The organism is Bradyrhizobium oligotrophicum S58, assembly GCF_000344805.1.
Taxonomy (GTDB): Bacteria; Pseudomonadota; Alphaproteobacteria; order Rhizobiales; family Xanthobacteraceae; genus Bradyrhizobium; species Bradyrhizobium oligotrophicum.
Window position 1 is genome coordinate 3,666,895 of sequence record NC_020453.1, and the last position, 23,588, is coordinate 3,690,482.

At 64.8% G+C, this 23,588-nt stretch carries 25 protein-coding genes; 12 read left to right on the forward strand and 13 right to left on the reverse strand.

The features are described 5' to 3' along the window. The first annotated feature begins 116 nt into the window (after positions 1 to 116). Complete coding sequence (locus S58_RS15715; RefSeq protein ID WP_015666326.1) at positions 117 to 974, forward strand: cell envelope integrity EipB family protein; 858 nt, start codon at positions 117 to 119, stop codon at positions 972 to 974. 8 nt (positions 975 to 982) lie between these two features. On the opposite strand, the gene S58_RS15720 is transcribed toward S58_RS15715, so the two are convergent. Both S58_RS15720 and S58_RS15725 read right to left on the reverse strand, forming a co-directional pair. Further along, positions 983 to 2,290, reverse strand: coding sequence for a DNA polymerase IV (locus S58_RS15720; RefSeq protein WP_015666327.1), 1,308 nt, complete (start codon positions 2,288 to 2,290; stop codon positions 983 to 985). Next, a complete protein-coding gene (locus S58_RS15725; protein WP_015666328.1) occupies positions 2,287 to 2,586 on the reverse strand; it encodes a DUF3572 domain-containing protein in 300 nt (99 codons plus the stop codon). The genes S58_RS15720 and S58_RS15725 overlap by 4 nt, the downstream gene beginning before the upstream one ends. Before the next feature lie 218 nt (positions 2,587 to 2,804). Here S58_RS15725 and S58_RS15730 point away from each other — a divergent pair, with 218 nt between their 5' ends. The 4 genes from S58_RS15730 (at position 2,805) to S58_RS15740 (ending at position 6,091) form a co-directional block, all read left to right on the forward strand. After that, entirely contained in the window at positions 2,805 to 3,170 is a 366-nt protein-coding gene (locus tag S58_RS15730) for a response regulator (protein WP_015666329.1), read from the forward strand. Between the two features lie 12 nt (positions 3,171 to 3,182). Continuing rightward, positions 3,183 to 4,604, forward strand: a complete 1,422-nt coding sequence (locus S58_RS15735; protein WP_015666330.1) for a PleD family two-component system response regulator — start codon at positions 3,183 to 3,185, stop codon at positions 4,602 to 4,604. A gap of 479 nt (positions 4,605 to 5,083) precedes the next feature. After that, positions 5,084 to 5,335 (forward strand): hypothetical protein, encoded by a 252-nt coding sequence (locus S58_RS38155; RefSeq protein WP_160167601.1) that lies wholly within the window; start codon positions 5,084 to 5,086, stop codon positions 5,333 to 5,335. A gap of 258 nt (positions 5,336 to 5,593) precedes the next feature. Beyond that, complete coding sequence (locus tag S58_RS15740) at positions 5,594 to 6,091, forward strand: RICIN domain-containing protein (protein WP_015666331.1); 498 nt, start codon at positions 5,594 to 5,596, stop codon at positions 6,089 to 6,091. Positions 6,092 to 6,274: 183 nt separating this feature from the next. Here the strand turns inward: S58_RS15740 and S58_RS15745 are convergent, their stop codons facing one another. Then, positions 6,275 to 6,838, reverse strand: coding sequence for a cysteine hydrolase family protein (locus tag S58_RS15745; RefSeq protein WP_015666332.1), 564 nt, complete (start codon positions 6,836 to 6,838; stop codon positions 6,275 to 6,277). Between the two features lie 273 nt (positions 6,839 to 7,111). After that, positions 7,112 to 7,696 (reverse strand): cytochrome P460 family protein, encoded by a 585-nt coding sequence (locus tag S58_RS15750; protein ID WP_015666333.1) that lies wholly within the window; start codon positions 7,694 to 7,696, stop codon positions 7,112 to 7,114. Positions 7,697 to 8,285: 589 nt separating this feature from the next. On the opposite strand from S58_RS15750, the gene S58_RS15755 reads away from it, so the two are divergent. The 4 genes from S58_RS15755 (at position 8,286) to S58_RS15765 (ending at position 10,106) form a co-directional block, all read left to right on the forward strand. Beyond that, positions 8,286 to 8,699: a DUF1127 domain-containing protein gene (locus S58_RS15755; RefSeq protein ID WP_015666334.1), complete on the forward strand. Its 414-nt coding sequence runs from the start codon at positions 8,286 to 8,288 to the stop codon at positions 8,697 to 8,699. Positions 8,700 to 8,774: 75 nt separating this feature from the next. Next, positions 8,775 to 9,053 carry a hypothetical protein gene (locus tag S58_RS37570; RefSeq protein WP_144058326.1) on the forward strand — a complete coding sequence of 93 codons (279 nt, stop codon included), beginning with the start codon at positions 8,775 to 8,777 and terminating at the stop codon, positions 9,051 to 9,053. A gap of 174 nt (positions 9,054 to 9,227) precedes the next feature. Continuing rightward, positions 9,228 to 9,635 carry a DUF1127 domain-containing protein gene (locus S58_RS15760; protein WP_015666335.1) on the forward strand — a complete coding sequence of 136 codons (408 nt, stop codon included), beginning with the start codon at positions 9,228 to 9,230 and terminating at the stop codon, positions 9,633 to 9,635. Positions 9,636 to 9,875: 240 nt separating this feature from the next. Next, positions 9,876 to 10,106, forward strand: a complete 231-nt coding sequence (locus S58_RS15765; protein ID WP_015666336.1) for a hypothetical protein — start codon at positions 9,876 to 9,878, stop codon at positions 10,104 to 10,106. A gap of 122 nt (positions 10,107 to 10,228) precedes the next feature. Here the strand turns inward: S58_RS15765 and S58_RS15770 are convergent, their stop codons facing one another. Beyond that, entirely contained in the window at positions 10,229 to 11,602 is a 1,374-nt protein-coding gene (locus S58_RS15770) for a sensor histidine kinase (protein WP_015666337.1), read from the reverse strand. Beyond that, positions 11,599 to 12,279, reverse strand: coding sequence for a response regulator transcription factor (locus S58_RS15775; protein ID WP_015666338.1), 681 nt, complete (start codon positions 12,277 to 12,279; stop codon positions 11,599 to 11,601). The genes S58_RS15770 and S58_RS15775 overlap by 4 nt, the downstream gene beginning before the upstream one ends. Before the next feature lie 342 nt (positions 12,280 to 12,621). Here S58_RS15775 and S58_RS15780 point away from each other — a divergent pair, with 342 nt between their 5' ends. Next, on the forward strand, positions 12,622 to 13,518 hold the full coding sequence (locus S58_RS15780) for a MipA/OmpV family protein (protein ID WP_015666339.1): 897 nt from the start codon (positions 12,622 to 12,624) through the stop codon (positions 13,516 to 13,518). Positions 13,519 to 13,526: 8 nt separating this feature from the next. After that, a complete protein-coding gene (locus S58_RS15785) occupies positions 13,527 to 14,294 on the forward strand; it encodes a hypothetical protein (RefSeq protein ID WP_015666340.1) in 768 nt (255 codons plus the stop codon). A gap of 140 nt (positions 14,295 to 14,434) precedes the next feature. On the opposite strand, the gene S58_RS15790 is transcribed toward S58_RS15785, so the two are convergent. The 4 genes from S58_RS15790 to S58_RS15805 form a co-directional block, all read right to left on the reverse strand. Then, positions 14,435 to 15,787, reverse strand: a complete 1,353-nt coding sequence (locus tag S58_RS15790) for a globin-coupled sensor protein (RefSeq protein ID WP_015666341.1) — start codon at positions 15,785 to 15,787, stop codon at positions 14,435 to 14,437. Positions 15,788 to 16,042: 255 nt separating this feature from the next. Further along, positions 16,043 to 16,210, reverse strand: a complete 168-nt coding sequence (rpmG, locus tag S58_RS15795; RefSeq protein ID WP_015666342.1) for a 50S ribosomal protein L33 — start codon at positions 16,208 to 16,210, stop codon at positions 16,043 to 16,045. 119 nt (positions 16,211 to 16,329) lie between these two features. Further along, positions 16,330 to 17,655, reverse strand: coding sequence for an LLM class flavin-dependent oxidoreductase (locus S58_RS15800; RefSeq protein ID WP_015666343.1), 1,326 nt, complete (start codon positions 17,653 to 17,655; stop codon positions 16,330 to 16,332). A 365-nt stretch (positions 17,656 to 18,020) separates the two neighbouring features. Continuing rightward, a complete protein-coding gene (locus tag S58_RS15805) occupies positions 18,021 to 19,355 on the reverse strand; it encodes an amidohydrolase (protein ID WP_015666344.1) in 1,335 nt (444 codons plus the stop codon). 185 nt (positions 19,356 to 19,540) lie between these two features. Here S58_RS15805 and S58_RS15810 point away from each other — a divergent pair, with 185 nt between their 5' ends. After that, the gene (locus S58_RS15810) at positions 19,541 to 19,924 is read left to right on the forward strand and encodes a RidA family protein (protein WP_015666345.1); all 384 of its coding nucleotides are present in this window, start codon (positions 19,541 to 19,543) and stop codon (positions 19,922 to 19,924) included. Between the two features lie 28 nt (positions 19,925 to 19,952). Here the strand turns inward: S58_RS15810 and S58_RS15815 are convergent, their stop codons facing one another. The 3 genes from S58_RS15815 to rnr are packed head-to-tail and all read right to left on the reverse strand — an operon-like array spanning position 19,953 to position 23,588. Then, entirely contained in the window at positions 19,953 to 20,711 is a 759-nt protein-coding gene (locus S58_RS15815) for an NUDIX hydrolase (protein WP_015666346.1), read from the reverse strand. 37 nt (positions 20,712 to 20,748) lie between these two features. After that, a complete protein-coding gene (locus tag S58_RS15820; RefSeq protein WP_042340770.1) occupies positions 20,749 to 21,204 on the reverse strand; it encodes a DUF983 domain-containing protein in 456 nt (151 codons plus the stop codon). After that, positions 21,201 to 23,588 (reverse strand): ribonuclease R, encoded by a 2,388-nt coding sequence (gene rnr / locus S58_RS15825; protein ID WP_015666348.1) that lies wholly within the window; start codon positions 23,586 to 23,588, stop codon positions 21,201 to 21,203. Before rnr ends, S58_RS15820 begins: the two co-directional genes overlap by 4 nt.

The following is a 23,588-nucleotide window of genomic DNA, read 5'->3' on the forward strand; positions in this document are numbered from 1 at the left end:
CCCTGCGCAATGCACGCCCCTTGGCGTCCGGATCGCACGTTTCCGTGAGACAGCCGCAGTTGCGACGTAATGCAGCGGTCTTTAATGTGACGGTTTAACGGTCCCAGGGAAAACTCATGGCTCATTCGTTTCGACTGTCGGTTGGCGCGCTCGCTGTCGCGGCGATCACATTCGGTTCGGCAGAGGCCGGAGCCGCGACGCCGTTCCTGCCGCACCAGGCGCTGTATGAGCTGAGCCTGGTCAAGGCGCGCGGGTCGAGCCCGGTCAACAGCGCGCGCGGCCGCATCCTGTACAATTTCTCCGGCAACGCCTGCAACGGCTACACTTCGGATTTCCGCCAGGTCTCCGAGCTCGATCTCGGCGAGGGCAAGGTGACCCTGAGCGACCTGCGCTCGACCGCCTGGGAGGACGGTGCCGGCAAGAGCTATCGCTTCAAGATCGACTCGCGGATGAACGATCAGGCCTCCAGCCCGGTCGACGGCATGGCCGAGCGCACCGGCGATCACATCACCGTCAAGCTCAAGCAGCCCGAGGCCAAGACCTTCACGCTGGACGGGGCGACCGTGTTTCCGACCGAGCAGATCCAGCGCATCATTGCAGCAGCCCGCGAAGGCAAGTCGCTGCTCGAGCTGTCGGTCTATGACGGCTCGGACAATGGTGAGAAGGTCTACAACACGCTTACGGTGATCGGAGCGCCGGTACCGGGCGACAAGACCATCGCCAAGCCCGATGCCTCGACGGCGAGCGACGAAATGAAGACGATGACGCGCTGGCCGGTCACCGTCAGCTATTACGACCGCGACGCCAAGCGGACGGAAGGCGAGCAGACGCCTGTTTATGCGATGTCGTTCGAGCTGTACGAGAACGGCGTCTCGCGCGCGCTCGTGCTCGACTACAATGACTTCGTCATCGCCGGGTCGCTCGGCAAGTTCGACGTCAAGGACAGCAAGGACGTGAAGGCCTGCAACAACTGACGCGGGCGTCATTCCGACGTCTCCGGGCCGCCATAGGCGATGCCGCGGATGACCGCGGCCTGACCGAATTTCTTGCGCAAGGCGTCCATCGCGCGCTCGGCTGAGGCCGAGCGGCGGTCGAGCATGTCGGTGTCGGAGGCGTCCGAGCCCGGGCGCAGCGCGCTGACGCCGGCGCCCATCAGGCGGAACGCGGTGCCATCAGTTTCGCGCGCCAGCATCTCCTTGCAGATCGCAAAGATCTTGCCGGCGAGCTGCGTCGGTGCCGCGATCGACTGCGAGCGCGTGCGCTGGCGGAAATCCGCGGTCTTCAATTTCAACGTGATGGTCGAGCCGGCGAGCTCGCTGCTCTTGAGCCGCGACGACACCTTCTCCGACAGCCGCCACAGCGTCTTTTCCAACGTGGCGTAGTCGCGGATGTCGGTGTCGAAGGTGGTTTCGCTCGAGATCGTCTTGGCGCCGCGATCGGCCACCACCTTGCGATCGTCGATGCCGCGCGCCAGCCGCCACAGCCTGCGGCCGTCGCCGCCGAACTGTTTCATCAGCTCGATCTCGTCGGCGCGCTGCAGGTCGGCGATGGTGCGGAAGCCGTGGTTGGCCAGCCGCTGCTGGGTGGCCGGGCCGACGCCGAAGATGAAGCCGACCGGCTTGCCGGCCAGCATCGTCAACGCTTCCTCCTGGTCGAGCGCGGCGAAGCCGCGGGGCTTGTCGAGATCGGAGGCGATCTTGGCGAGGTACTTGTTGCAGGACAGCCCGACCGAGACGGTGATGCCGATGTCGCGCTCGACCTCGCGGGCGAACCGCGCCAGCACCTTCGCCGGGATCATGCCGTGGACCCGCTCGGTGCCGGAGAGGTCGAGGAATGCCTCGTCGATCGACAGCGGCTCGACCAGCGGCGTCAACGCCTGCATGGCCTGCCGCACCTCGCGGCCGACGCGGACATATTTGGCCATGTCGGGGGGAATCACCGCGGCCGAGGGACACAGCTCCAGCGCCTTGAACATCGGCATCGCCGAGCGCACGCCATAGGTGCGCGCGATGTAGCAGGCCGCCGACACCACGCCGCGCTTGCCGCCGCCGATGATCACGGGCCGGTCGGCGACCTCCGGATTGTCGCGTTTCTCGACCGTCGCGTAGAAGGCGTCGCAGTCGATATGGGCGAGCGTCAGCGCGGGCAGGGCGCGGTGTCTGACCAGCCGCGGCGAGCCGCAGGCAGAACAGCGGCGCGCGCCAAAATTTAAATCCGCCAGGCAGTCGCGGCAGAAGCAGGCCGGGCAGCCAGCGGCGCGCGACGCTTCCCCTGGCGCCGAAATGGTCACGGCACGTCGCGCTCCCACTGCCGGTCGCCCAATACCTGCCGTGCTGCCATGATATTGGTCGGATGTAACTTGGAGTGGGCGGCAAAAGCCTTTACCGTCTCGTCGTCGCGCAGCACGAAATCGAGTACGCTGGCCAGGAAATTCGGGTCGGCCGCCGAGGATCGCAGCGTCTCCGGCCCAATCCCGCTCTCGGCCAGGAAGCGGCCGAGCCGCTCCGGTTCCCCGGCGAGGAAGCCGAGGGCCTGAACTGCAACAATTTCAGCGACTTCGCGCGGATTTCGAACGGGCTTTTTCAACGGCGCATTTGCCTTTCCATTAACTTGTCGTCTCTACTTTGCGTGCATCATGCCCGAGTCTTCGAAGCGGGTTCAAGCAAGTGGAAACCATCTCGGGCGAAGATGGAATACCGACTTAACGGCTTTGAACGAATCTGGGTCTAGTTTGAATTAGATGAGTAGCGGTGGACAGGTGTCCGCCCGAGGGCAGGTTCGGTGTCAGTGATTCGGAGGGACGGATGGGTAAGACCGTCCTGATCGTGGAGGACAATGAGCTCAATATGAAGCTCTTTCGCGATCTGTTGGAAGCGCATGGGTATCAGACCTCCGGCACGTCCAGTGGTGTGGAGGCGCTCGACATCGTGCGCCGGACGCGCCCCGACCTGATCCTGATGGACATTCAGCTGCCCCAGGTGTCGGGCCTGGAGGTGACGCGCTGGATCAAGGACGACCCGGAATTGCGCGCTATTCCTGTGGTCGCGGTCACTGCCTTCGCCATGAAGGGCGACGAGGAGCGTATCCGCGAGGGGGGCTGCGAGGCCTATCTTTCGAAGCCGATCTCGGTCGGAAAATTCATTGAAACGGTACGACGTTTTATCGGCTGAGGAGTTTCTGCAGTGTCCGCGCGCATCCTGGTCGTCGACGACGTCCCTGCCAACGTCAAGCTGTTGGAGGCGCGGCTGTCGGCGGAATATTTCGACGTGCTGACCGCCTCGAATGGCGCCGAGGCGCTGCAGATCTGCCAGCGCGCCGAATGCGACATCATCCTGCTCGACGTCATGATGCCGGACATGGACGGGTTCGAGGTCTGCCGCCGGCTGAAGTCGAACCCGGCGACGCATTTCATCCCCGTGGTGATGGTGACGGCGCTCGACAGCCCGTCGGACCGCGTGCGCGGGCTGGAGGCCGGCGCCGACGACTTCCTGACCAAGCCAGTGTCCGACGTGGTGCTGATCGCACGCGTGCGGTCGCTGACGCGGCTGAAGATGATGACCGACGAGCTGCGCATGCGCGCGCTGACCTCGATCGAGATCGGCGTGCAGGCGCCCGAGCGCAACGCAGTCGCCGATAGCGGCAGGGGCGGACGGATTCTGCTGGTCGACGACCGGCCGTCGTCCTATGAGCGGCTCGGGCCGATGCTGGCGACCGAGCACTCCGTCGATGTCGAGACCAATCCCGCCGAGGCCGTGTTCAACGCCGCCGACGGCAATTACGACCTCGTCATCGTCTCGCTCGACCTGAACGACTTCGACGGCCTGCGGCTGTGCAGCCAGCTGCGCTCGCTGGAGCGCACCCGTCACGTGCCGATCCTGGCGATTGCGGAAGCCGAGAACAATTCGCGGCTGCTGCGGGGGCTCGAGATCGGCGTCAACGACTATCTCCTGCGCCCGGTCGACAAGAACGAGCTGCTGGCGCGCGCGCGCACCCAGATCCGCAAGCGCCGCTACACCGATCACCTGCGCGACAACGTGCAGAACTCGATCGAGATGGCGATCACCGACGCGCTCACGGGCCTGCATAACCGCCGCTACATGGAGACGCATCTGGCGACGCTCGCCGACCAGGCGGCGAGCCGCGGCAAGCCGCTGGCGCTGATGATGCTCGACATCGACTACTTCAAGTCGATCAACGACAATTACGGCCACGATGCCGGCGACGACGTGCTGCGCGAATTCGCCATGCGCGTGCGCAAGTCGATCCGCGGCATCGATCTCGCCTGCCGCTATGGCGGCGAGGAATTCGTGATCGTGATGCCCGAGACCGACCTGCATGTCGCCGGCATGGTCGCCGAGCGGCTGCGCCGCTCGGTCGCCAACGAGCCGTTCGCGGTCCACAAGGGCGAGAAGCGCATCGAGGTCACGGTCTCGATCGGCATCTCCACCCTGGAGCAGAAGGGCGAGCCGATCGCCGACGTCATGAAGCGCGCCGACAATGCGCTGTACCGCGCCAAGAACGAAGGCCGCAACCGGGCGGTGGCCATCGCGCCCGTGCATCAGCCGTCCTCCTTCCTGCCGCAAGCCGCCGGCCGCGGCCGCTGAGGGGCAGGGCGCCCTGACGTCCAACGACAGATGGCCATGAGGCTCCCCGCTGTCATCACCCGCGAAAGCGGGTGATCCAGTATTCCAGAGACTTCGTGGTTGACCGAGCCGCCGCGGCGTACTGGATCGTCCGCCTTCGCGGACGATGACAGTTGTGGGTGTCGCGTTCACCGTCTGCTTCATCAAGGCGAGCCGATCCGTCCTCGCGACGCAGATGCATCCGAGCTATGCCCATCAAAACCCTCTTCGAGAACAGAGGGCGCAGGGAAGGCCGGGTGCTGGCCGCACCCATGGTCCGCGTGCAACAAAAAGCACGCGGCAGAACCACAGGTACGAACCGGACATCCGGCCCTCCCTGCGCGATGGCTTTACGGCTTACTCCGTGCTCTCCCCGGGGACCGGCGTTCTTGCCCCCGTCATCAGCGCGCTTGTCGCAACGCCGACTTGGCATCAGCGTCGGGATGCCAGGACCACACGGCTTGACCGTGCGCATCGGATCGTTCGTCGGCGCGGATCAAACCACGCTGCAACCCGACACGCCCACCGCAGCCCACCTCCACGTTCGTGACGATCGCGATACGTCCCTCATGGCGAGGTGGGATGATCGGGAGATAGCATTAATTCCGAAAAAGAGAAATAGAAAAATTGCCGCGGGGAGAACCGATGAAAACGATCTGGTTGAAAGAGCTTGCGAATTTAGTTCTTCGGCGCAGGGCTTATCGGTTGGATGATCCGTGGGGCGGATCAGCGCAGCGCATCCGCCGCATGCATGGCTGTGAAACGGCGGATCGCGCAAGTTCTAACTAATCCACCCCTATGTGCTGCTCATCACGGTGCATGAACTCACATGCTGAAATCGATCCGCAAGGTTGACACGCAAAAGGACTATATATATTGTATAACAACCTATAATTGATAATGTAGGCTGCTCTTTAGCCATGCGAGACATGCTCACTAGAGACGAGTAACGACGGCCGGAGGACGAAACAATGGCTGTACGACCAGAGCCTGGACAGTACGTTATCTTCACCAAGCAAACGGAAAAGATGTGCATAGGGGTCGATAGCAGGAATGGTTTGGTCCTGCGGACCTACAGCAAGGCTCAGACGGACCTCATATGGAACGTCTGGCCGATACCGGGTAGCGACTCTTTCTATCTGCAACACAGCCATTTTGAAAACTGCGTGCGCTTCTCTGGAGGGGGAGTCCAACTCGCCATACAGCCACTTCAACCTCTGAACCATCAGTTCGTCCTGCATATTGACGCAACAGGCGACAACTATTGTGTCATCAATAATCACGATGGTTCCCAGGTATTCGACTGCAAGAGTGACGGGAAATCTGACGGAACGCTGATAATCAGCTATCCTTGGAACAAAGGAGATAATCAGGTGTGGAGATTGGCCGCTTCGATGGCCCTGCCGCGAGGCGTCCAGTTGATACATGAAGAGGTGGCCTCGGAACCTGAGGACCTGGAAGGTGGCTAAGGTGTAGCGCTCCAGCCGGCAAGTCTTCCGCTTATGGCTACCGGCTTGCGGTCTTCAGCAGGCATAATTGACCGTCCCGTAGGGCGGATGAGCGTTAGCGTGATCTGCCAACGATCAAAGCTCGTCATGATACGGCGGATAGCGCTCACGCTCATCCGCCCTGCGCCCTACGAGCTGACCCGCCTATGAGGGCCTCGCACCGAACATGACCTCGGCCGTTCTTGCGGTGCCGCCTTTGCGGCCGGGCGCCGTGTGAGAGCTCCAGTACAGGTTGGTGTGGGCGATGACCTGGCGGGGCGGCGGGGCGCCGAAGGAGGTGAGATCTTCGGTCGTGTGGGCATCGCTGACCAGCGTGGCGTCGTAGCCGCGGGTGATCGCGCCGTGCAGGGTGGAGCGGATGCACTGGTCGGTTTGCGCGCCTGTCACGACGAGCTGGCCGATCCCGCGAGCGGCGAGCTGCGCTTCGAGCTCGGTGCCCTCGAATGCGTCGGGGTAGCTCTTGTGCACGACGGGCTCGCCGGCGGCAGGCACGAGTTCGGGCACGAGCTCCCACTCCGGCGACCCCGAGAGCAGACCTCGATCATGATGCTGCACCCACATGACCGCCACACGCGCCCGCCGGGCGCGCTCGACAAGTGACGCGATGTTCGCCACGACCTTGTCGCGGTCGTATGCAGCAGCCAACACGCCGTTCTGCACGTCGATCACGAGCAGCGCGGTGTTCGGTCGATCAGCGAGTGTAACCATTGCCGACTCTAGGCTGAATGAGGGGACGGTTGGAGCGACGCTGCGGCCCGCCTCGTCGAGCTTGGCAATCAGGCCGTTGTGCTCACGATACTAGCAGGGGACCGCGCGACTCTGCGACATCTTTTGCCGCGACACCGAACAATGATGTGTGCCTGTGCTGAGTCAGTCCGTAGGGCGGATCAGCGCAGCGTCATCCGCCGCTCTTTGCACGATGGCGGATGACGCTAGCGCTGATCCGCCTTACTACGAACTGACGCCAATCTGCCGGCCAATTCACCTTTTGCCGTATTCTGTGAAAACGTAGTCTTTCGACTGCACCACGGTGTGACATGAGAAGCCGCATTTGGCGTCATTGGCCTGCGGCGGGGTGTCGGATTCCGTGGCCGGCGTGAACGTGCCGGCGGCGGCGTCGTAGTTGAACGCGGCCCATCCCCATCCGCCGCTGTCCGCAAACCGCTTGCTGTCCTTCACCATGAAGTCCACGTCGTGCAGAGTGCCGGGCACGGTCGTCTCCGGGAAGTACTGGTTCATCTTCGGCGTCCAATGGATCTTCGCCATCCTGGCGCCATCCGGAAAGGCCTTGCCGTTCTCGGGGACACCCGACGCGTAGGCCTCGATCATCGCCGGATTGGCGAGGATCACCGCGACCAGCTTCAGGTTGGGGCTCTGGCTGGTGGCAACGACCTGCCAGCCTTCGTAGCCCCTGAACTCGGCGAATGCGAGCCCGCCGGGGACCTTCAAACTGTATTTGTCCTGCTGCGCGACGGCGATGCCGCCGAGAACAAGAAGGACGATGGCGGCGAACGTGATCGCCACGGCGCGGAGAAATCGACGATCACGATGGGTCTGTTCCGACATGTCTCACCTCCCACTCTGGTTATGGTCGAGCCGCGACCCAATGTCGTTTCTGGGCAGCGTGCAGTCGATCGCCAAGTACACGGGATAGGGATAGATGCATCAGACGTGCCCTCGCTGCGTGATTTGAGAGGGCGAAGCGTAGCGACGGTCTCGTCACCGAAAGTGCCACGAGCTGGGCTGTGACCTAATCATTATGCGCCCAACGGCCAGATGACTCCAGTGGAAACCGCTGAAGCCCAGCGCAGCTGCTCAGCGCGGTGTGCTCCGACCGCTGTTCTACGAATGCGCGAAACCGCGAGGGCGGCAAAGCTGATCCACCCCGTCGTGCGGTCGGACTACACCTACTCGCCTCCAGGATGCACGCCTGCGACATATCGCTTGATGTGCCGTGCGTCCCGTGGTATGTACATGCCATGAGCAAATCGGTGCGCATCGTCAACTTCAATCACATGACCGGCTTCGGCTGGGCTGTGGAAGGAGTCGTGCGCTAGCAATTCGACGACACGATCTTCCACCAGGCCCCGCCGGCATCGGACGGGGCCTTTTGTTTGGCCTTTGCTCCCTGCCGGCACAACAGCAGGAGCGTAGGATGCCACCCCACCAGACGAATGCGACCATCGACACCGCGCGCCGTGACGCGCGGCTCGACGTCGATTTCTCCGTTGCATCGGTCAAAGACGCGATGAGCAGCGTACGGCCAGCAACGTCTCCCGATGCGTGCATGGCCGTGCGCCAAGACGCATCGTCGGAGAAGGACGCTGCCGGACCGCCGGCCACGCCGACCTGGTTGATCATCCGCCTGATCGGCCGTTGCTGGCGCGCCCTTCAGGAGCGGAATCGTCGCGAGAGCCTGCGAGCGAACCTCTACGAGCTCAGCGAACGCGAGCTCACGGATATCGGCATCACGCGGGCCGAGATCGAGCACATCGCCGCGCTGCAGACGCTCGACGGGTTGAAGGACGACCCGCGATATTTCGGGATCGTCTCCCGCACGATCATGTAGCCGTCGCTGAGCATGGTCATGAGGAAAGCGTGGCTCAGCGAATGATCCCGCAGCGACGACGTTCTGACTCGGCGGATGACGCTCACGCTCATCCGGCGCGGCAGCGCCGTCATTGCGAGCGTCAGCGAAGCAATCCAGAGTCCCGCACGCGACTCTGGATTGCTTCGCTTCGCTCGCAACGATGGCGGAGAGACCAGCGTCCTGCTCGAACAGCATTCTGGCAGCATTCTGTCGGAGTCGGGTGTGCGTGCAGATATCGGCGAGGGGCGAGTCTTGCGCATGGGTGCTCGATTGCGAGTGCAGGAACTACATGCCTTGATCTCGCGCCATCGTCATGGTACACGCAAACCATGATCAACGTCGTGCGCAACGCCAACCGCAAACATACGACCCGCCGTAGCCGGGCCGTGGGGGGAGTCGTGCGCTAGGTTTCGACGACACGATCATTCCACCAGGCCCCGCCGGCATCGGACGGGGCCTTTTGTTTGGCCTTTGCTCCTTGCCGGCACCACACAGCAGGAGCATCCGATGCCGCCCCAGACCCACCTCACTGCCGAGATCGCGCGCGGCGCCGCGCCTCTCGGTCTCGATCGTCCCATCGCCGCCGCGACCAACGCCGCGTGTGGCGTGCCAGCCGCGCCGCGACCAGCTGCATCCATCGCGGTGCTGCGCGACGCCGTGTCGGAAAAGGACGCCGCCGGGCCGCCGGGCGCGGCAGGGCCGGGCCTGTTCAGTCTGCTCGCGCAATATTGGCTCGCCTTTCAGGATGGCCGCCGGCTGCGCAGGATGCGCATCCATCTGCACGACCTGAGCGAGGCGCAACTCATGGATATCGGCCTGCCACGAGGCGACATCGAGCACATCGCCGCTCACCGTGCTCTGGAAAGGCTCAAGGACAACACGGTGCATCTCATGATGTCGCGCGGTGTAATGTAGTTGCGCGGGCAAGCCAGCGCCGGCGCTGTACAGCGCGGGTGGTCGTCGGTAGGGCGGCTCCGCGTGGTCTGCCGCGGCGACGGAGGAGAGATCGTGCGTCAGGCGTAGCGATCATTCCGCAGAGCGTGCGAGGGGGCCGTTCGTGCCTCCACGCAGCGTAGTTCGCCGCTTTTGGAGTTGGAGTTCCGCCGGAACTGCCCGGCGTGGCGGACGTTTGTCTGGGCCAAGGAGGAGCGCCCAATGAAGAAGCTGATGTTCGCGGTTGCCGTGTCGCTGTCCGTTCTGCCGTCATTCGCCCAAGCCCAGGGCCATATGGGTACGCCGCAGGAGCAGAAGGCCTGTGCCCCCGACGCCAAGCGGTTCTGTCGCAGTCAGCTCGGCGACGACTTCGGCGTCCAGAATTGCCTGACGCAGAATCGGGCCAAGCTGAGCAAGCGCTGCTCGGCGGTGTTCCAGAGTCATGGGATGTAGCCGAACGCGTAGCTCGCGGTGCGCGCGCGACGCCGGGGAGCTCTGATCACGAACTCCTCGGCGCCGCTTCGCATTCGGCGCCAGCATCGCTGCGCTGCTTTCAAGCCATCGGTTGCCGCCAATCAGGCCGTCTCGATGCTGCCTGGCTTGTCCTCATCCGACGCCTCAGCCGCAGCCTCTGCAAAGCGCAAGGTGGCGGTCGTCCCGCCGCCGGGCGTGGAGGTGATGACGAACGCGCCGCCATGAGCGGCCATGATCTCGTGGACGATCGACAGGCCGAGACCGGCGCCGCCTTGCGCGGCATTGCCGGTCTGGAATGGCTCGATCAGCCTGTGCTCGTAGTTCGGAGAGAATCCGGCGCCGTCATCGCTGATCGACACGCTGCCGCGGCCGAGCGTGGCCGTGACGCGTTTGGCGCCACCGGCGTGGATCAACGCATTGCCGACCAGATTGGCCAGCGCGCTGCGGATGGCGGCCTCCACGCCCTGCACGACGGTCCCTTCCGCCTCGGCCTGCTCCAGCGACAATTCGATGCCTGCATCCAGCGCCGACGGGCCGAAATCGGCCAGCGCGTCCCGCGCCACGTCCGCAAGATCGATCGGTCCTTTTTCGATGGCATGATTCTGCAGCCGCGCCAGGTCCAGCATGGCCGCGACCAGCGAGCTCAGCCGGCGCATGTCGCGCACCAGCGCGCTCCTCAATTGCGGCTCGGCGACATCCTCGATCCTGGCCCGCAGCAAGGTCAGTGGCGTCCGCAACTGATGGGCTGCATTGCCGAGGAAGCGGCGCTGCATCTTGATGTAGGCGTTGATCTCGTCGAAGGCGCGGTTCAAGGCCTCGACCAGCGGCTTGAGCTCGATCGGCACCTCGTCGAGGGCAATCGATCCCTGCGGCGCCGACGGGTCGATCGCCAGCGCGCGCCGCGTCACGCGTTCGATGCCTCGCGCCACGAAGCGCCCCGATAGCCAGGCCCCGAGAATCACCGTCGACGCGAAGGCGAGCGCCCCGAGAGACAGCGGAAAGGCATTGCGAGCCACAAAGGACAGCAGCATCTGGCCGAACCGGACCTGCGCCCCGCCGACCATCATCACCAGATCGGACGGGCCCCAATTGATGACGGCGAGGCAGAACGTCGCGTTCTGGTCCAGCGTGTTGAGGACCGAGAATCCGATCGGTCCGCCATAGGGCAGCGAGAACGGCAGCGCCGGCCTGTGGTCGCCGCCGAACTCGGTGATCAGCTTCTCGTAGGACACGACGTACCACAGCTTCGGGCTGAACGATTTCAGCTCCTCGACGCGGCGCGTGGAGCGGATGGTCAGCGCGTGGCCGGGATCAACCACCGCGGCGTCATAGAGGATGCCGGCGGCGACGCGGCACACGACGGGATCGTATTCGCGCAGCTGCGCTTGCCAGACGGTGATGGTGATGGTGGCGAGGAAGATGGCCGTTGCGGCAAGGCCGAGCGACAGCGTGAACGTCCGGGCGATCGACTTCATCGGCTCTGCGCCATTCGCAGCATGTAGCCGATGCCGCGCATGCTGCGGATCTCGACATTGCCGCCGAGCTCGAACAGCTTCTTGCGCAGCCGTGAGACCTGGGCTTCCAGCGTGTTGGATTCGATCTCGTCGTCGAAGCCGTAGATCTCCTCGATCAGGGCGGCGCGCGTGACGACGCGGTCGCGCCGCGTCAGCAATGCGCCGAGGATCAGCGCCTCGCGCCGGCGCAACAGGACCTTGTTGTCGGCGACGACGGCCTCGTTGCTGCCGAGATGCAGCTCGACATTGCCGAACGACAGGGATGGCTGCACCAGCAGCCGCGGCCGCCGCAGCACGGCCCGCACGCGGGCGATGAACTCGTCCGGCTCGAACGGCTTGCCGAGATAGTCGTCGGCGCCGCCGTTGAGACCTTCGATCACGTCTTCCTTGGAATCCTTGGCGGTCAGCATGATGATGGCCGGCCGCTCCGGCAACTGTCCGAGCGCGGTGAAGATCGCGAGCGCGTCGCCATCGGGCAGCATGCGATCGACGATCGCCAGATCATATTTGAAGCTCTTCAGCGCATGCTGCGCGTCCGACACCGATCCGACCGTATCGACCACACCGTGCAACTGCGCCAGCAGGCGACTGACATAGGCGCCGATCTGCGGTTCGTCTTCGATCACGAGGGAGCGCACAACCACCTTCCTTGCAGCAACCGGCCAATGAAGCCGCGGGGATCGTGACATTCCCTGTTTGGCCCGATTGTGGCGCTTCGGGCCAGGCAGACACATTCCCTTACGGCAGGCGGACCGGCCAGGGCAAGCGACGTCCAGATCGCGCAGCTTCTGCTTCTGCAGAAACAAAAGCCATCGGCGCTCGCGCGGGCAATGTTCGGGCAATGTTGGGCTGCGGGCCGATGGCGTCGTCGCTGAACGTTACGGGCGGGCAATCTTCGCGCAATGTTGCCCCGGCAATTGAGGGACACGAATCCACACCAACGGGCCTGACAAAGAGGCCCGCCGGCAAAGGTCCCTGCAATGAAGCATGCCATCGACGCCGCTCTTCGCTGTCCCGCGAGGCGCGCGCACCGAACTCTCTTCGCCGCAACGCTTGCGGCTCTCAGCCTGACGGCGACGGGCTTCGACCGCGCATCGGCCCAGACTGCATTCACCTTGCCGGCGCCACCATTCGAGTTGTCGCTGCTGCCGCCGGCGTCGGGCAACTGGACCGTCATGATCGGCGCCGAGGGGCGCTACAAGCCGGACTTCGATGGCGCGAAGCACAGCATGTTCAGTCCGATCCCGATCTTCTCCATCCGCCGCGCCGGATCGGCGGATCAGTTTCGCAGTCCGCGCGACAATGCGAGCATCGCCCTGATCGATTTCGGCAATCTGCGCGCGGGCCCCGCGGCCAAGTTCGTGCCGTCGCGAAAGGCCGGCAGCTATGCCGCGCTCAACGGTCTCGGCGACGTCAAGGCCGCGTACGAGCTCGGCGGCTTCATCGAGTATTTTCCCGTCGACTGGTTTCGCGTGCGCAACGAGACCCGCGGCGGCTTCGGCGGCCATCAGGGCGTCGTCTCCGACTTCTCGGCTGATTTCATCGTGCCGGTGACGCGGGCGATCACCGTGTCGGCCGGTCCGCGCTTCACCTGGGAAAGCGCGAAGGCCGTCTCGCCCTATTTCAACGTCGACACCGTCCAGGCGATGGCGACGGGGCTTCCGGTGTTCACCGCCAATGGCGGCGCGCATTCCGCCGGGGCCGGCCTGCAGGTGAAGTATCAGATCAATCCGCAATGGGAGGTGCATTCCTACATCGAATATGACCGGCTGCTCGGCGACGCCGCAAAGAGCCCGATCGTAACGGCGCGCGGATCAGTGAACCAGACCACGGTCGGCATCGGCGCGTCCTACGCTTTCGACTTCAAGATCCGGTAGGGAACGCCATGCGCTACGTCAGCCGATACGTTTGGATTGCAGCGAGCTTCCTGTTCTGGTGCGCCATCGCCATCCTTCTCGTCCTGAGCAGCCGCGCTGATGCATTGTTCGAAACGCGGGATCAAAAGCTCAGCGCGGTCAAGACCGTCGGTATCGTTTCGGCGGTCGGTGATCAGTTCATCCTGGCGAGGGCAGGGCTCACAGGTCTCGACAACAGCTCGCGCAACGTGCCGATCGCGTCCTGGCGACTCGATGAGCTGATCACGCAGGAGGTGGGGAAGGCGCTGAGCGTCCGCTTCCAGGTGCAGCCGGTCACCTATCCGCGCGCCGCCTTTGCGGCGATCCAGGACTCTGCGATCACGGCCGTCAATCTCGTTCGCGACGATCCGTTCAAGAAGCTGCTGCGGACCGAGCTGTCGCCGCAGGGACTCGACGCCTACATCGTCATCACCAGGGCCAAGGCGAATTTCGGCGGCAGCAACCGGAAGGTGGAAGGGGTAGGCCTGATCACCTACAGCACGGTTCTGGAATCCTTCAGCCTGCTCCACGCGCTGTACGAGATCAGGGTGTTCGATGGCAAAACGTTCGACATCATCGAGAAGCTGGCGGCCGGGCCGTCCGATGACGCATCGAGCGTTCGGCTCGCCGGCCCCAGCCTCGTGCTCGACGGCAATTTCGACGCGCCGGACGAGACGCTGCACCGGGCGATCGTCGATCTCCTCAGCCGCAGCCTTCCGGGCACGCTGAGCGATCTGCACCTGGCCGATCCGCGGTAGTTCAACGCGCCGGCGATCTCGAAATTGTTGAGAATGGATACGAGACGACAGCGAGATTCCGGGTTCAAGGCCTGCGGCCGTGCCCCGGAATGAGGGTGGCTGTGACGTCGTAAAGTGGACCGCGGAGTGATGGCCGACGATCAGGCGGCGCGGACCTTGCGCAGGAACTTGTCCAGCTCGTCCTTGAGGTGATCGCTCTCGCGCGACAGCGAGTGCGCGGAGGCCAGCACCTGGGAGGAGGCGGTGCCGGTGGCGTTGGCACCCTGGCTGACATCGCCGATATTGCCGGCCACGCGCGCGGTGCCGCCGGCGACCTCCTGCACGTTGCGCGAGATCTGGCCGGTGGCGGCGCCCTGCTGCTCGACGGCAGCGGCGATGCCGGCGGCGATTTCCGAGATCTGCTGGATGGTGCCGCCGATCTGCTTGATCGACGCGACCGACGACTGCGTCGCGCTCTGGATGCCCTCGATCTGCTGGCTGATCTCCTCGGTGGCCTTGGCGGTCTGCGACGCCAGCGCCTTGACCTCGGAGGCGACCACCGCGAAGCCGCGCCCGGCATCGCCAGCGCGCGCGGCCTCGATGGTCGCGTTCAGGGCGAGCAGGTTGGTCTGGGCGGCAATCGAGGTGATCAGCTTCAGCACGTCGCCGATGCGCTCGGCGGTGCGCGACAGCTCGCTGATGCCGACATCGGTCTGCTCGATCTGGCGGACGGCCTCCTTCGCAATGCTGGTCGATTCCCTGACCTGGCGGCCGATCTCGTGCACGGAGGAGGTCATCTCTTCGGCGGCGGAGGCGACCGACTGCACGTTGGCCGAGACCTGGCCCGAGGCCGAGGCCGCGCTGCTCGACAGCTGCTGGGTCTGCTCGGCGGTCTTGGTCAAAGTGTTGGCCGAGACCTCCAGCGTGCGCGCGTCGGCGTGGACCTTGTTGATGATCTGGCCGACAGTGGATTCGAACTCGTCGGCCATGCGCTGCATGGCGCCGTGCTGCTCGGTCTTGGCCGCGTCGAGATAGACCGAGATCGCCAGATCCATGTCGATCATCGCCGCCTTGGCGATCGCGGCCTGGAGAAAGGCCTTCTTCTCGCGCGCCGCCTGGCCGCCGAACCAGCCGTCCGAGACCTCGGTCTCGATCGCCTTCTGCAGGCCGGTGACGATCAGCGAGTAGCCCGCGATGTACCAGCGCGGCTCCAGCCCCATGCGGTTATGGGCGAGGCCGATCCGGGTCACGGACTTCACATAGGCGTCGTCGAACTTGGCGGTCGCCAGCGACATCCAATGATCGTGCTGGGCCTGCTTGGCGTGCCGCATCGCGGCCTGGCTGGAAAACATCTTGGCCAGATTCGGAACCTTGCCGACATGGGCATAGAACTTGTCGAGCAGGCCGGGCAGCACCTTGCCGATCAGGGGCCGCAGCTCCCGGAGAGCCTCTCGCGTCGCGTTGTCGATGCCAATGAAGTCGAGACGGGATTGCAGGGTGTGAAGTTCGGTCATCGCTGGTCCGCCCGTATCGATCACGCAAGGGAGAGGCCGCGCTGCAGCAGGGTGCCTCGTTACCCCGGGGTATACGGGTTTGGTTGATGGTTCCTTACGGGGGGAACTTGAATTTTCAGCGGTGCGGAGAATGTTACCGGGAAGGGGCGGGGGAGGGCGGCGAAGACAGCCCGCGTGCGACTTCTCGAGGCTGGTCGAGCGCAATAAAAAACGGGGCCGAAACGGCCCCGTCGAAGTCGATAGCAGACCGCGATCTTACTTGATCTTGGCTTCGCGGAATTCGACGTGCTTGCGCGCGACCGGGTCGTACTTCTTCTTGACCATCTTGTCGGTCATGGTGCGCGAATTCTTCTTGGCGACGTAATAGAAGCCGGTGTCGGCCGTCGACACGAGCTTGACCTTGATGGTGACCGCCTTGGCCATGTCTTGAACCTCTGGAATCGGGATCGGGGGTGGGCACCGGCCAAAGAGGGGGCGCCGTTGGCCGGCAACCTACCCAGCCAGCCCCCAAAGTCAAGGTTTCCGGGGCAGAATCTGAGCCTCTAAGCCGGGAAGAAGCGGTTTTTCGGCCGCGGCAGGCCCAGATTGTCGCGCAGGGTCGGCCCTTCATACTCGTTCCGGAAGATGCCGCGGCGCTGCAGCTCGGGAATCACCTTGTCGACGAAGTCGTCGAGCCCGGCCGGCAAATACGGGAACATGATGTTGAATCCGTCGGAGCCGCGGCTCACCAGCCAATCCTCCATCTGGTCGGCGATGGTTTTGGCGGTGCCGACGAAGGACAGCCCGCCATAGCCGCCGACCCGCTGCGCCAGCTGCCGCACGGTGAGCTTGTCGCGCGCGGCGACGTCGACGAGGCGCTGGCGGCCGCTCTTGGAGGCGTTGGTCTCGGGGATAGCAGGCAGCGGGCCGTCCGGATCGAAGCCGGATGCATCGGTGCCGAGGATGACCGAGAGCGAGGCGATGGCACTGTCGTAATGCACCTTGCTGTCGAGCAGCGCGCGCTTCTCCTTCGCTTCGTCGACGCTGTCGCCGACCACGACGAAGGCGCCGGGCAGGATCTTCAGATGCTCCGGATCGCGGCCGACCTTGTCCATGCGGCCCTTGATGTCGGCATAGAGCTTCTGCCCGTCGGCGAGGCTGCCGCCGCCGGTGAACACGGCCTCCGCGGTCTCGGCCGCGAGCTGCTTGCCGTCCTCGGAGGCGCCGGCCTGCACGATGACGGGCCAGCCCTGCACGGGACGGGCGATGTTCAGCGGTCCGCGGACCTTGAGATATTTGCCGTTGTGATCGAGCACGTGCATCTTGGCAGGATCGAAGAACAGACCCTGCTCGACGTCGCGCACGAACGCATCGTCGGCGAAGGAGTCCCAGAGACCGGTCACGACGTCGTAGAACTCCCGCGCACGCTTGTAGCGCTCGGCATGCTCCATGTGATCGTCGAGCCCGAAATTCAGCGCGGCATCCGGGTTGGACGTGGTCACGATATTCCAGCCGGCACGGCCGCCGGAGATATGGTCGAGCGAGGCGAAGCGGCGCGCGACGTGATAGGGCTCGTCGAAGGTCGTCGATCCCGTCGCGATCAGCCCGATGTTCTCGGTCACCGCGGACAGCGCCGACAGTAGCGTGAACGGCTCGAACGAGGTCACGGTGTGGCTGCGCTTCAGCGCATTGATCGGCATGTTCAGCACGGCGAGATGGTCCGCCATGAAGAAGGCGTCGAACTTGCCGGCCTCGAGCTTGCGGATCAGCTGCTTCAGATGCGCGAAATTGAAGTTTGCGTCCGGCCAGGCGCCGGGATAGCGCCACGCGCCGGTGTGGATCGAGACCGGGCGCATGAAGGCGCCGAGCTTGAGTTGACGTGGGGCCATGAGGGGGCGTCCGCGATGGTTTCTGTCTTGGGGAGATAGGAACTCGGCCCATGCCTGTCAGCAACCCGCCACAGAACACGATTTCGTTTTTGGTGGCGGAAGTAGCACGCTCATTCCGCGGTGAGCCAACGTAGGCAATGCAGACCACGATGTCGTCCCGGCGAACGCCGGGACCCATATCCCCAGGGAGGAGTTCGAGGCAGGCTGGTCATTGGCTTTTTGCGCATCACGTCCGCCGCAGGGTTGGGTCCCGGACAAGCCGCGTCGCGCTGGCGCGCGTCGCGGCTTGTCCGGGACGACACTTTTGGCGTTGCTAGGACAACCGTCTCATAGCGAGCTTCGCCAAGCCTTGCGTGATGAGACCGCTAATGCCCCTGCGCACGCTCGTCGAAGGCGGAGAGCACCGCGAGCGTCATCGCGGTGACGCCGGTCTCGATGGTCGGCTTCGGCACCGGCGCGAACAGGGGCGAGTGGTTGGACGGCAGCGGTGGACCGCCCTCGCGCGCGGCGGCGACGCGCTCGGGATCATAGACGCCGATATTGAAGAACATCGACGGCACGCCAGCCTTGACGTACTCCGAATAGTCCTCGCTCGCGGTGCCCGGCGGCGATGTCCTCAGGTGTTCGCCGAATGCCGCCTTCAGCACCGGCTGGGCGGCCGCGACCACCGCCGCGTCGTTCATGACCGCCTTGGCGCCTTCAGCGAGATCGATGTCGGGCGGCGCTGCGCCAGCCATCGCCGCCACGGCTTTCGCCGTCCGTTCGACGCCGGCCAGCATCTTGGCGCGGACCTCCGGCTTGAAGCTCCTGATCGTGCCGACCACGATCGCGTCGTCGGGGATGATGTTTCCTGCGGTGCCGCTGTGGATCGCACCGACAGTGACGACGCCGAATTCGGTCGGGTCCTTCTCACGGCTGATCACGCTTTGCACGTCGACGACGAAGCGCGCCGCCATCATCACCGGGTCGATGGTGGTGTGTGGCGCGGAGCCATGGCCGCCGCGGCCATGGAAACGGATGAAAAGGCCGTCCTGGTTGGACGAGCCGACGCCCACACGATACACGACGTCGCCATGGGCGAAGCCGCCGTCATGAAGCGCAAAGCCGGCATCGGGCTTAGGAAAGCGCGTGAACAGCCCATCGTTCAGCATCGCCTTGGCGCCCTCGACGGTCTCCTCGGCCGGCTGGCCGATGAACATCAGGGTGCCCTTCCATTTGTCCTTCATGGCGACGAGCGTCTTGGCCGTGCCGATCCAGCTCGCCATGTGGATGTCGTGGCCGCAACTATGCGCGACGAAGGTCTCGCGCCCGTTCCAATTCGCCTTGTCGTGGCTCGCGTAGGGCAGGCCGGTCTTCTCCTCCATCGGCAGCGCATCGAGTTCGGTGCGGACCATGATGGTCGGGCCCTCGCCATTGCGATAGAGCGCGACCAGGCCGGTCTTGCCGACCTTCTCTGTGACCTCGAAGCCGAGCGCGCGCATTTCTTCCGCGAGCTTCGCAGCGGTCCTGACCTCCTGGAAAGCCAGCTCGGGATGGGCGTGCAGATCCTTGTAGAGCACGTCGAGCGCGGGGTAGTCGCGTTCGAGCGCGGCTGCGATCGTGCCCTTCAGCGCGGGCACGTCGAGTTCGGCACGAGCCGGTGGCGAAGCGAGGGCGACCAGCGCGGCGGACGCAAACAGAAGGCCGAGAGACTGCTTCATGGATGGCTCCACAATGAATGCAGCCAATATAATACCTTTCAGCTCGCTGCGCCCAGCACGTCCTTGTGTATATAGGGCTGCCGCAACGACGGCACCTGCCTTCAGGTCGCGGCGGGGTGCGTTGCGACGATGCGCGCTTCGCACTCGGAGCTTCAGCCCATGACGTTTACCTGGGAGCATTCAACATGTCACAACCGCGGCTCAGCATCTCGTCCGGCTATCCTTTCGAGGACACTTATGGCTATGCGCGTGCAGTCCGTGTCGGCAACCAGGTCTTCGTTTCTGGAACGACTGCTCGTGGTGCTGATTTGGACTGCGATGCGTACGGCCAAGCGACGAGCGCGATCGGCATCCTCGCTGACGCTCTGCGGCAGGCCGGGGCAGACCTCCGGCACGTGGTGCGGACGGTCGTCTACGTGACTGATATGGCGGATATCGACGCCGTTGCCCGCGCGCATAGCGGCGCGTTCGGGTCGGTTCGTCCGGCGAGCACGCTCGTCAAGGTCGCAGGTCTTACGCCGGCGACGGCGCGCGTCGAGATCGAGGTGACCGCCATCGTTCACGACTGAACGCTGGTCCTTCCGCCGGCGTTCGCCCTCAGGCGCCCAGCACGTCCTTCTGCATCTTGCCGCCGTAGAAGTGGAAGAACGGCACAGGCGCATCATGGCGCAGCGGGCCGGTGGCGAGGCGGCGGTCGAGCTCGTTGAGCACGTTCTTGGTCATCGGATGCAGGTCGGCGAGCGGTTTCGAGCCGAGCTCGACCCAGACCAGCTCGACCAGCTCGGCGTCGGCGTGGACGACGCCGTCGACGCGGTGGGTGATGGCGGAGGCGTCGGCGGTGAAGAAGCGGGTGTCGAAGCGCTTGATACGGCCAGGCGGCGTGATCGCGCGGGCTATCAGATAGAGGCCGGAGGGATCCGGCAGCAGACCGGCTTCAGAAAATGGCGCCCACGGTCCGTCGAGCTTGGGGGCGGGGCCGTCGATCTTGCGTCCCAGGCAGAGGCCGGTTTCCTCGCAGGCCTCGCGGATCGCGGCAACCGCCAGCGACTTTGCGCGCGAGGCTGTCGTCTGCGGCTTGCCCTTGAACAGGTTGGCTTCGAGCTCGGCCGGCATCGACGCTGCGACGGGAATGCGGTGATCCGATTTGTCGACGCGGCCGCCCGGGAAGACGAACTTTCCGGGCATGAACACGACCTTGTCGTGGCGCTTGCCGACCAGCACCTTCGGCACGGTGCTGCTGCGGTCCACCAGGATCAGCGTCGCTGCATCCCGCGGCTTGGTATAGGGATGGTGATCCGCTTCCTTCTCGGCGGGCTTGCCCGTCGGCGCGCTGCTCGCCTGTGCCGTATCGCTCATGTCCTCCCCGCCTTTTCTTATTAGTTCGTCTGCTCGTTCACACCGGTGGAATGCCTTCCACCGGATTGTCGTCGAAGCCGTGCATGCGGAACGCCCATTGCAGCCCGACCACGGCGCCCTTGACCGGCTGCAGCAGAACCAGCGAGGCGATCAGCGTGACCGGCAGATAGATCGCGAGCTGCAGCGCCACCGGCGGCGCGTAGTTGGTCTCGACCGAGAGCACCAGCGGCACGATGATGTGGCCGACGATGACGATGACGAGATAGGCGGGAAGATCGTCGGCGCGGTGGCCGGAGAAGTCCTGGCCGCAGCGCTCGCAACCGTCGGCGACCTTCAGGAAGGCGCGGAACAGCTTGCCTTCGCCGCAGCGCGGGCAGCGGCCGCGCAGGCCGCGCTTCATGGCGGTCCACACGTCGCGCTTCTCGACCGCGCCGGCGTCACGCGTCCAAGTCTGTGGCAAGGTCTGTGGCAATGCGCGGGGCGTTGAACTCATGGCGTCCATGATCTGCCTTTCTTCGATGTGCCGGGCTTGCGTTTTGCCCCTGCCTTCTGGCTTTTCTTGCGGCTTTTGTCTTCGTGCTTCGGACGAGCCTCGGTCTTGGCCCGCTTGGATGTCTTGGTCTTGAAACTGCTCTTGGCCTTGAAGCCGGTTTTGGCCTTCGACCGGTCGCGGCGCGGATGGCGCGACACCAGCACGTCGGCCTGGGTCAGCAGCTCGAAGCGCAGCGCACCGGCCACGGGTTGAGCTTCTACCAGACGCACGTCGACGACGTCACCCAGCCGGTGCATGGCACCACTGCGCTGGCCGATCAGGGCGTGCCGGGTCTCGTCATAGTCGAAATATTCCGTGCCGAGGGTTCGAATCGGAACCAGGCCGTCGGCGCCGGTATCGTCGAGCTTGATGAAGAGGCCGGCGCGGGTGACGCCGGAGATGCGGCCCTGGAAGGTGGCGCCGACGCGGTCGGCGAGATGATGCGCGATCAGGCGGTCGGCGGTCTCGCGTTCGGCCTTCATCGCGCGACGCTCGGTGACCGAGATCTGCGCGGCGACTTCGGCGAGATGATCCGGCGTCTCGCTGTCGGGCAGGGCGCCGTCGCCGAGCCCCAGCGCACGCAGCAGCCCGCGATGCACGACGAGGTCGGCATAGCGGCGGATCGGCGAGGTGAAATGCGCGTAGCGGCGCAGATTGAGGCCGAAATGCCCGTAATTGTCCGTGGAGTATTCCGCCTGGGCCTGCGAGCGCAGCACGACCTCGTTGACGAGTTGCTCGTAATCCTGCCCGGCGACCAGCGTCAGCACACGGTTGAACAGCGATGGCCGGAGCGCGCCGGATTTGGCGAAGGGCACGTCGAGCGTCTTCAGGAATTCCTGCAGCGCGTGCACCTTTTCCACCGTCGGCTCGTCGTGGACGCGGTAGATCAGCGGCAGCGCCTTCTTCTCCAGCAACTCGGCCGCGGCGACGTTGGCCGAGATCATGAACTCCTCGATCAGCTTGTGGGCGTCGAGGCGCTCCGGGACGACGACGCGATCGACGGTGCCGTCTTTCTTGAGCAGGATCTTGCGCTCGGGGATGTCGAGGTCGAGCGGATCGCGCGCATCGCGGCCGCGCTTGGCGACCTCATAGGCCGCGTAGAGCGGCTTCAGAATCGGCTCGAGCAGGGGGCCAGTCACGTCGTCCGGCTTGCCGTCGATGGCGGCCTGCGCCTGTGCATAGGAGAGCTTGGCCGCCGAGCGCATCAGCACCCGATGGAACGAATGCGACCGCTTGCGACCGTCGGCGCCGATCACCATCCGCACGGCGAGCGCGCCCCGCGCTTCGCCCGGCACAAGAGAGCACAGATTGTTGGAGATGCGCTCGGGCAGCATCGGAACGACGCGGTCGGGGAAATAGACCGAGTTGCCGCGGATCAGCGCGTCGCGATCCAGCGCCGATCCCGGCCGCACGTAGTAGGCGACGTCGGCGATCGCGACATGGAGAATGAAGCCGCCGACATTGTTCGGATCGGGATCCGGCTCGGCATGAACGGCGTCGTCGTGATCCTTGGCATCGGGGGGATCGATCGTGACCAGGGGCAGCTCGCGCCAGTCCTCGCGGCCCTTCAGGTTCGCCGGCTGCGCGGCTTCGGCCTCCGCCACGGCCGCCGCGGAGAAATCCATCGGGATCTCGTGGGCGTGGATCGCGATCAGGCTGATCGCCTTCTCGGTCGCGACCGAGCCGTAGCGCTCCTTGACCCGACCGGCGGGCAGGCCGTAGCCGCGGCCGCGCAGCAGGTCGACGCTGATGAGATCGCCGTCCTTGGCGTCCCTGGTATCGCCAGGGGCGATCGAGAGCTCGCGTCCGGCCTGCTTCTTGTCGACGGGGATCAAGCGCCCGCCGCCATTGGGATTGCTCTTGAAGATGCCGAGGACGCGGTTGCGCGCCTGGTCGAGCACTTTCAGTACACGGCCGCGATAGGCGACGCCTTCGGCGTCCTCGACCGGCTCGACGCGGAGCAGGGCGCGATCACCGACGCCGGCGGTGGCGCCTGGCTTGGCGAGGCGAGAGGCATAGATGCGGATGCGCGGCGGCTCGGACTGCTCGGCCTCGTCCCATTCCGCGGGCTTGGCGATCAGTTCGCCGTCGCTGTCACGGCCGGTGATGTCGGCGACCAGCGTCGCCGGCAGCACTGCGGGCTCGATGATGGTCTTGCGGCCGCCCTTCTTGACGGTGCCGTCGGCGACGAGCTCACGCAGCAACTCTTTCAGGGCTGCGCGATCGGCATTCTTCAGGCCGAACTCGCGGGCAATGTCCTTGGTGCCAACCTTGCCCGGATTGGCGCGGATGAAGGCGACGATGGCCTCCCGCGGGGGGAAGCCGATGTCGCGCTTGTTGGTCAT

What these genes read in the sequence shown, in the direction of transcription:
- S58_RS15820 (WP_042340770.1), bottom strand. Translation starts at nt 21,204, where the DNA reads ATGAGTTCAACGCCCCGCGCATTGCCACAGACCTTGCCACAGACTTGG.
- S58_RS15770 (WP_015666337.1), bottom strand. Translation starts at nt 11,602, where the DNA reads ATGAAGTCGATCGCCCGGACGTTCACGCTGTCGCTCGGCCTTGCCGCA.
- S58_RS15805 (WP_015666344.1), bottom strand. Translation starts at nt 19,355, where the DNA reads ATGAAGCAGTCTCTCGGCCTTCTGTTTGCGTCCGCCGCGCTGGTCGCC.
- S58_RS15765 (WP_015666336.1), top strand. Translation starts at nt 9,876, where the DNA reads ATGAAGAAGCTGATGTTCGCGGTTGCCGTGTCGCTGTCCGTTCTGCCG.
- S58_RS15715 (WP_015666326.1), top strand. Translation starts at nt 117, where the DNA reads ATGGCTCATTCGTTTCGACTGTCGGTTGGCGCGCTCGCTGTCGCGGCG.
- S58_RS15730 (WP_015666329.1), top strand. Translation starts at nt 2,805, where the DNA reads ATGGGTAAGACCGTCCTGATCGTGGAGGACAATGAGCTCAATATGAAG.
- S58_RS15815 (WP_015666346.1), bottom strand. Translation starts at nt 20,711, where the DNA reads ATGAGCGATACGGCACAGGCGAGCAGCGCGCCGACGGGCAAGCCCGCC.
- S58_RS15790 (WP_015666341.1), bottom strand. Translation starts at nt 15,787, where the DNA reads ATGACCGAACTTCACACCCTGCAATCCCGTCTCGACTTCATTGGCATC.
- S58_RS15745 (WP_015666332.1), bottom strand. Translation starts at nt 6,838, where the DNA reads ATGGTTACACTCGCTGATCGACCGAACACCGCGCTGCTCGTGATCGAC.
- rnr (WP_015666348.1), bottom strand. Translation starts at nt 23,588, where the DNA reads ATGACCAACAAGCGCGACATCGGCTTCCCCCCGCGGGAGGCCATCGTC.
- S58_RS15755 (WP_015666334.1), top strand. Translation starts at nt 8,286, where the DNA reads ATGCCACCCCACCAGACGAATGCGACCATCGACACCGCGCGCCGTGAC.
- S58_RS15780 (WP_015666339.1), top strand. Translation starts at nt 12,622, where the DNA reads ATGAAGCATGCCATCGACGCCGCTCTTCGCTGTCCCGCGAGGCGCGCG.
- rpmG (WP_015666342.1), bottom strand. Translation starts at nt 16,210, where the DNA reads ATGGCCAAGGCGGTCACCATCAAGGTCAAGCTCGTGTCGACGGCCGAC.
- S58_RS15810 (WP_015666345.1), top strand. Translation starts at nt 19,541, where the DNA reads ATGTCACAACCGCGGCTCAGCATCTCGTCCGGCTATCCTTTCGAGGAC.
- S58_RS15785 (WP_015666340.1), top strand. Translation starts at nt 13,527, where the DNA reads ATGCGCTACGTCAGCCGATACGTTTGGATTGCAGCGAGCTTCCTGTTC.
- S58_RS15760 (WP_015666335.1), top strand. Translation starts at nt 9,228, where the DNA reads ATGCCGCCCCAGACCCACCTCACTGCCGAGATCGCGCGCGGCGCCGCG.
- S58_RS15750 (WP_015666333.1), bottom strand. Translation starts at nt 7,696, where the DNA reads ATGTCGGAACAGACCCATCGTGATCGTCGATTTCTCCGCGCCGTGGCG.
- S58_RS15800 (WP_015666343.1), bottom strand. Translation starts at nt 17,655, where the DNA reads ATGGCCCCACGTCAACTCAAGCTCGGCGCCTTCATGCGCCCGGTCTCG.
- S58_RS15740 (WP_015666331.1), top strand. Translation starts at nt 5,594, where the DNA reads ATGGCTGTACGACCAGAGCCTGGACAGTACGTTATCTTCACCAAGCAA.
- S58_RS37570 (WP_144058326.1), top strand. Translation starts at nt 8,775, where the DNA reads ATGACGCTCACGCTCATCCGGCGCGGCAGCGCCGTCATTGCGAGCGTC.